5 protein-coding genes are annotated in these 6,910 nt (G+C 65.4%); 1 reads left to right on the forward strand and 4 read right to left on the reverse strand.

The window, feature by feature from the left end; genetic code table 11:
• From VIR09_RS28675 to VIR09_RS28690, 4 genes are all read right to left on the reverse strand, one after another.
• Window positions 1-518, reverse strand: a 518-nt coding sequence (locus VIR09_RS28675; RefSeq protein WP_332015954.1) for an enoyl-CoA hydratase-related protein, incomplete at its 3' end; no start/stop codon positions are given.
• Window positions 515-1,810, reverse strand: coding sequence for an acetyl-CoA C-acetyltransferase (locus VIR09_RS28680; protein WP_332015955.1), 1,296 nt, complete (start codon window positions 1,808-1,810; stop codon window positions 515-517). The genes VIR09_RS28675 and VIR09_RS28680, both read right to left, overlap by 4 nt.
• Before the next feature lie 12 nt (window positions 1,811-1,822).
• Window positions 1,823-4,171, reverse strand: coding sequence for an acyl-CoA dehydrogenase (locus tag VIR09_RS28685; protein ID WP_332015956.1), 2,349 nt, complete (start codon window positions 4,169-4,171; stop codon window positions 1,823-1,825).
• A 47-nt stretch (window positions 4,172-4,218) separates the two neighbouring features.
• Window positions 4,219-4,884: a TetR/AcrR family transcriptional regulator gene (locus VIR09_RS28690; RefSeq protein WP_332015957.1), complete on the reverse strand. Its 666-nt coding sequence runs from the start codon at window positions 4,882-4,884 to the stop codon at window positions 4,219-4,221.
• A gap of 381 nt (window positions 4,885-5,265) precedes the next feature.
• Between VIR09_RS28690 and VIR09_RS28695 the strand changes: the two genes are divergently transcribed.
• Window positions 5,266-6,870 carry a glucosamine inositolphosphorylceramide transferase family protein gene (locus VIR09_RS28695; protein ID WP_332015958.1) on the forward strand — a complete coding sequence of 535 codons (1,605 nt, stop codon included), beginning with the start codon at window positions 5,266-5,268 and terminating at the stop codon, window positions 6,868-6,870.
• Window positions 6,871-6,910 lie beyond the last annotated feature (40 nt).

Genomic DNA, 6,910 nt, shown 5'->3' on the forward strand with positions numbered 1-6,910 from the left:
CCGGTCAGCATCATGTCCAGCGCGGCGGGCGCCCCGATCAGCCGCGGCAGGCGCAGCATGCCGCCCCAGCCGGGGAAGATGCCCAGCATCACTTCGGGCAGCGCGAGCGAGGTGCCGGGCTGGTCCGCCACCAGCCGGTAGCGGCAGGCCAGCGCCAGCTCCAGGCCACCGCCCAGGCAGTGGCCCTGGATCAGCGCCAGCGTGGGATAGCGCACCGCGGCCAGGCGGTTGAAGAGATTCCAGCCGCGCGCGACCAGCGCGCGCGCCTGCTCGGGCGTGTCCAGGCTGGCGAATTCGTTGACGTCGGCGCCCACGACGAAGCCCGTGGCCTTGCCGGACCGGATGACCAGGCCCGCGGGCGGGGCTGCGTCCAGCGCATCCAGCACCACTGCCAGTTCGCTCATGGTGTCGGCGGACAAGGCGTTGACCGCGCTGCCGGCGCGGTCGAAGGTCAGCCACGCCAAGCCGTCGGCATCGCGCTCCAGGCGCCAATGGGATAGCGTATCCAGTGTCGTCATGGGCGGTCCTCGTCCAGGGTTTCGACCAGCATCGCGCCGCCTTGGCCGCCGCCGATGCAGATGGCCGCCATGCCGCGCCTGGCGCCGCGGCGCTTCAGGGCCGCGAGCAGGTGCAGCACGATGCGGGCGCCGGAAGCGCCCACGGGATGTCCGATGGCGATTGCGCCGCCATCGACGTTGAGCCGGGACGGATCGAGGTCACCCCAGGCCGGCGTGCCGAAATGCTCCTGGCAATAGGCATCGTCGCGCCAGGCCGCCAGGCAGCCTAACACCTGGGCGGCGAAGGCCTCGTTGATTTCCCACAAGTCCAGGTCATTGAGGCCCAGGCCGTGGCGTTGCATGATGGGCGTGGCCGCATGCACCGGGCCCAGGCCCATCTGCGCGGGATCCAGGCCGGCCCACTGGCTGTCGACGATGCGGCCCAGCGGCCGCAGATTCCATTTGCGCACCGCTTCTTCGGAAGCCAGCGTCAGCATGGCGGCGCCGTCGGTCACTTGCGAGCTGTTGCCCGCGGTGATGTTGCCCCAGGGCTTATCGAAGACGGGTTTGAGCTTGGCGAGCTTCTGGGGCGTGGAGTCGTCGCGCACGCCGTCGTCGTCGGGATACAGCTTGCCTTGCGTGTCGATCAGCGGCGAGATCTCGCCCAGGGCGCCAGCCGCGCGGGCCGCCAGCGCGCGCGCATGGCTTTGGGCCGCGTAGGCGTCCATTGCCGCGCGGTCGATGCCGAAGCGGGTCGCGATGTTTTCGGCGGTCTGTCCCATGGACAGGCCGACCACCGGGTCCGTCAGGCCCTTGAGCAGGCCGATGACGGGCACGAGGTTGCGCAGCCGGAAACGGCCCAGCGCCGCGAGCTTGGCGCCCATGCCGCGGGCGGCATACCAGCTCGCCAGCCAGCGCACCATCTCGTCCGAATACAGCACCGGCGCGCGCGACAGGGCGTCGGTGCCGCCGGCCAGCACCAGTTCCGAACGGCCGGACTGGATGTTGGCGATGGCGGAATCCAGCGCCTGCATGCCGGATGCGCAATTGCGCATGACGGTCCAGCCCGGCACCTTGTTGCCGCAGCCCAGGCGCAGCGCGATCACGCGGCCGATGTTCACTTCGTCGGGCGAAGGAGCGGCGCAGCCGACGATGACCTCGTCCAGGTCCGTGGGCGCATGGGGCTGGCGCAGCAGCAGGGCGCGTCCCGCCTGCACGGCGAGATCGCCGGCGGCGAAGGGGCCCGGGCCGGTGCGCGCCTTCAGGAAGGGCGTGCGGACGCCGTCGACGACGTAAACCGGTTTGAATGCCATCCGATTCCTCCTTCAGGCGACCCTGCGTTCGGCTGCGGGGCTGCCCTGGTCCGCAGCGTGCAAGTCAAAGGGGAAATCATCCACTTTCACTACCGCATCGCGCAAGCGGTTGCGGCGTTTCACCACTGCAAATTCTTCCGGGGTGATGCCGCCGATGGCGAAGGCGGCGTCGGCGATGTCGCGCACATTGGCCTGCGGATTGCCGTCAAGCGCGCCGCGCTTTTCAAGCTCGCGGATCTTGGCTTCGATGGGTTCGGCGTCGAGCGTCGCGGCCAGCGCCAGTTCGATGGCGCCGACGGGTTCGGCTTCGGTCGCGGGCAGGTGGCAGCCCGCGGTCAGGCGGTCGCGCGTTGCGCTCGGGTTGATCAGCAGCCGCGCCACGTCCTGCCCCAGTTGGTCGGACGGCAGCGCTTGCGTGCGGCCCCAGGGGAAGACCAGGCGGCGCAGGCTCCAGGCCACAAAACGGTTGGGGTAGTTGTCGAGCACGCCTTCGATGGCTTCCTGCAGCTTGTACAGGGCGTCCTGGATCGACCAGTGCGCCAGCGGCGCATCGGCCGCCTGGCGGCCTTCGTCCTCGAAGCGCTTGAGCGTGGCGCTGATCAGATACATCTGCGACAGCACGTCGCCCAGGCGCGCCGACAGGCGCTCGCGGCGCTTCAGGCTGCCGCCCAGCACCAGCATCGAGGTGTCGGCCAGCAGCGCGAAGGCGGCGCTGTAGCGGCTGAGCAGCTGGTAGTAGCGCTTCATCTCGGGCGCGACGTCGGCGTTGACGCCGACGAAACGCGCGCCGGTGAGCGCCGTGCCCAGGGCGCGCAGCTTGTTCTTCGCGACGAAGCCCACGTGGCCCCAGAAGGCGCGGTCGAAATCGTCCAGGCCGCGCTTGCGGTCGGGCGACTGTGCAGCCTGCATTTCAGCCAGTACGTAGGGGTGGCAGCGGATCGCGCCCTGGCCGAAGATGATCAGGCTGCGCGTCAGGATATTGGCGCCTTCGACGGTGATGCCGATGGGAATCTGCTGATAGGCGCGGCCGAGGAAGTTGGACGGGCCCAGGCAGATGCCCTTGCCGCCGATGACGTCCATGCCGTCGTTGACGACCTGGCGCGCGCGCTCGGTCACGTGGTACTTGACGATGGCGGACACGACCGAGGGCTTTTCGCCCAGGTCCACCGCGCCCGCCGTCATGCTGCGCGCGGCGTCCATCATGTAGGTGTTGCCGCCGATGCGCGCCAGCGCTTCCTCCACGCCTTCGAACTTGCCGACGGGCGTGCGGAACTGGCTGCGCACGCGCGCATAGCCGCCCACCGCCCGCGTCGTCAGCTTGGACATGCCGGTGTTGGAAGAGGGCAGCGAGATCGAGCGCCCCGCCGCCAGGCATTCCATCAGCATGCGCCAGCCCTGGCCCGCCATGGCCGGGCCGCCGATGATGAAGTCCAGCGGCATGAACACGTCCGTGCCGCGCGTGGGGCCGTTCATGAACATGGCGTTCAGCGGAAAGTGGCGGCGGCCGGTGTCCACGCCCGGATGGTCGTGAGGCACCAGCGCGCAGGTGATGCCCAGGTCTTTCGCGCCGCCCAACAGGCCGTCAGGATCGTACAGGCGGAACGCCAGGCCCAGCAGGGTGCATACGGGCGCCAGCGTGATGTAGCGCTTGTCCCAGGTTACCTTCATGCCCAGTACTTCGCGGCCCTGCCATTGGCCCTTGCAGACGATGCCGCTGTCGGGGATGGCGGCGGCGTCGGAACCGGCCCAGGGGCTGGTCAGCGCGAAAGCGGGCACTTCTTCGCCGCGCGCCAGGCGCGGCAGGTAGTGGTTCTTCTGTTCGTCGGTGCCGTAATGCAGCAGCAGTTCGGCGGGGCCTAGCGAATTGGGCACCATGACCGACACCGCCAGGGCGGACGAGCGCGTGGACAGCTTGGTCACGATTTCGGAATGGGCATAGGCCGAGAACCCCAGGCCGCCGTATTCCTTGGGAATGATCATGCCCAGGAAGCCCTGGATCTTCAGGTAGCTCCAGACCTCGGCCGGCAGGTCGTGGCTTTCCTGCGTGACGTGCCAGTCGTTGACCATGCGGCAGGCCTCTTCGGCCTGGACGTCGAGAAAGCGCTGCTCGTCATCGTTCAGGCGCGGGCGGGGGTAGGCCAGCAGGCGGCTCCAGTCGGGCCGGCCACGGAACAGTTCGCCTTCCCACCATACCGTGCCCGCTTCCAGCGCATCGCGTTCGGTGTCCGACATCTGCGGCAGCACCTTGCGGTACAGATTGAAGATCGGGGCGGACAGCAAGGCGCGGCGGATGGGACGCACGCCGAGCACGACCGCGGCCAGCAGCGCGGCGATGACCAGGGCGAGGATGACTGCGTTCATTTTCTTGTCTCCGTGGAGGTTCTGTTCCGTCTGCGGGCGCGTGGCGCTCAGGGCATCTGCGGCAGGGGCGCGCGCAGGCCGCCGAGCAGGAAGCTCATCAGGCGCGGCAGCAGCAGGTTGGGGTTATCGGGCTGTTCGGCGTCGTCTATGGTCCAGCCGGTGACCGAGCGCAGCAGGTCGGTGCCGATGATGGCGTACGACGTGGCGCCGAGCATGAACTGGAAGCGCCATACGATTTCCGCGCGGGGCACGTCGGGCAGGGCCGCGAACAACGCGTTGCGGTAGCGCTCCAGCACGTCCGCGTATTCCTCCGCGAACAGCGCGCGGATGAAATCCGACGGGTCGGTCATGGTGCGTTCCAGCAGGGGCAGGAAGGTGCTGCCGGCCTGGGCGGGATCGGCCGCCAGGCGCAGCAGCGTGCCGAAAAACGCATCCACGATCTGCGACGGCTTCAGGGGCCTGCCTTCGGCTTGCGCCTCCAGCTCATCCAATAGTCGCAAGCGCTCGCGATTCAGCACTTCCAGGCGCCGTTTGAGCACCGCCTGCACGAGTGACTCCTTGGAGCCGAAATGGTAATTCACCGACGCCAGGTTGACGCCGGCGGCCGTGGTGATCTGGCGCATCGAGGTGCCATCGTGTCCCTGCTGGGCAAACAAGGCCTCGGCAGTGTCCAGGATGGATTCGCGGGTGAGGGATGTTCTTATTTCTTGCATAAGGTTGAATTCAAACGTTCGTTTAAAAACAATTATGCGTGAGAGATGGCTGAGACGCGAGCCTCGGCTATCCCCAATAGGGTTTACCACTAGCGGCACGCGCGTCGCACATTCTGGACAGGCCGGTTTTTCGCCTGGCTCCGCCAGAGGGATGACGAATCTCATGCGGAGGGAGTAGCAATTTCCTAGTGTTTGCGCATGATCCTGAGCCATTCGTCCTCGGACTGCCGGCCTAGGATGAATGTGGTCTGGAAGGGACGCGCAAAACCCCGCAGTATCAGCGCGAAGAGAAGAATCTGTCGCGCCCCTGAATACACAACGGCTAGCCCGTTCGCCGTAACGGACGGAACGCCGAGACGCCCTGGCACAGGAGCAGGAGAAATGAAAACCTACAGAGTGGGACTGCTGGTCGACGGGTACGAGCAACCCGGCTGGATGCATGAGATGGTGGATTGGCTCACGCATAGCCAGGATTTTGAAGTCGCTGCTTTGCTGGTGGTGAACATGGAAGGCGCGGAGAAGACGCCCCGCCTGGCTACGCGCGCCTTGTTTGGCGCCTTGTCGCGCCTGGAAGCGCGGCTGTTGCCGGCCAAGCAGCGGCAGGCGCTGGCATGCCGCGACATGCGTGCAAGCATGCCGTCCGATGCGGCCGCGGTCCTGTCGCTGGCGCCTGGCTTGCCCGCAGTGGAGGCGCGGCGCCAGGTCGAGGCGCTGGGCCTGGATCTGGTCATCACCCTGGGTGCATCGCCGGCCACTCGCGAGCAAATCGCGGGCTGGGCGCGCCTGGGCGTATGGCAGCTGAGTTATTCCGATATTGCGGTGGCGACCAGCCGCTATGCCGGCTTCTGGGAGGTCTACCAGCGTGAAGACCACACCACGGTGAAACTCTGGCGCGTGGGGCCGCGGGAGGATCAGGACGAACTGCTGGACCAGCGCAGTTTCAACACCGAAGTGTTCTGGCTGAAGAATCAGGCGCGCGCGTTCAGCCTGGGAAATTTCATGGTGTATGACGCGTTGCAGGCGCTGGCCCGCGTCAAGCAAGGCGTTGCGCCGCCGGCCATGCAGATCATGAGCGGCATGCGGCGCGAGGATCCGGTGGAGTGGGATAGCGCCGCATATATTGCGCGCCAGGCATGGTTAATGTCGGATTTGATTGTGCGGCGCGTCATGAAGCGCAATGTGCGCTGGCGGATCGGTATGTTTCCGTCTGCCCGGCAGCAGGCGGTGGTGTCCGAGGCCATGGTATTGCAACCACCCAAAGGCAGGTTCTTCGCAGATCCCTTTGTATATACCCAGGACAAAAAGCCATATATATTTTTCGAGGATTACGATTTTACCTCCCGCAAGGGCACGATCTCGGTCGCGACCTACTCCGACGGGGCTTTCCGCCTGCTGGGCACAGCCTTGAACCTGCCTTACCATCTGTCGTTCCCATATATATTCGAGCATGAAGGCGTCACCTACATGGTGCCGGAAACCTGCGGAAACCGTAGTATAGAACTATGGAAATGCACTGATTTTCCGCTTAAATGGGAGCTTGATGTAAATCTGATGACCAATATATCCGCTGTCGACACCATTATTTTCAAGCATGGAGAATATTGGTGGTTATTAACCAATATCGACCGGACCGACGGCCAAAGCCACTGTGACGAGCTTTTCGCGTTTTTCTCGGATTCGCCGCGCTCGACCGAGTGGACGCCGCACGCCTGCAACCCCATCGTGCGCAACCCGATGCGCGCCCGCAACGCCGGGATCGTTGTGTCGCCTAGCGGAGACGTGATCCGCTGCGCTCAGTACCAAGGCTTCTGCCACTACGGCAAGGGCGTGTCGCTGAACCGGATCGAAGAGCTTACGCCTTCAACCTACGTGGAAACCGACGGCGAAATCCACTACGCGAGCTTCCTGAGAAAACGCCATGCTTCAATGCACCATTGGCATCATCAGGGTGGTCACACGGTATTTGACTTCGCCTACATGGAGTAAATTCGCCCGTCGGCGCAAAAATAAAAATGTTACCTATATT

Origin of the sequence: Achromobacter sp., assembly GCF_036567245.1 — a bacterium.
Taxonomy (GTDB): Bacteria; Pseudomonadota; Gammaproteobacteria; order Burkholderiales; family Burkholderiaceae_B; genus Achromobacter.

What these genes read in the sequence shown, in the direction of transcription:
- VIR09_RS28680 (WP_332015955.1), bottom strand. Translation starts at nt 1,810, where the DNA reads ATGGCATTCAAACCGGTTTACGTCGTCGACGGCGTCCGCACGCCCTTC.
- VIR09_RS28685 (WP_332015956.1), bottom strand. Translation starts at nt 4,171, where the DNA reads ATGAACGCAGTCATCCTCGCCCTGGTCATCGCCGCGCTGCTGGCCGCG.
- VIR09_RS28690 (WP_332015957.1), bottom strand. Translation starts at nt 4,884, where the DNA reads ATGCAAGAAATAAGAACATCCCTCACCCGCGAATCCATCCTGGACACT.
- VIR09_RS28695 (WP_332015958.1), top strand. Translation starts at nt 5,266, where the DNA reads ATGAAAACCTACAGAGTGGGACTGCTGGTCGACGGGTACGAGCAACCC.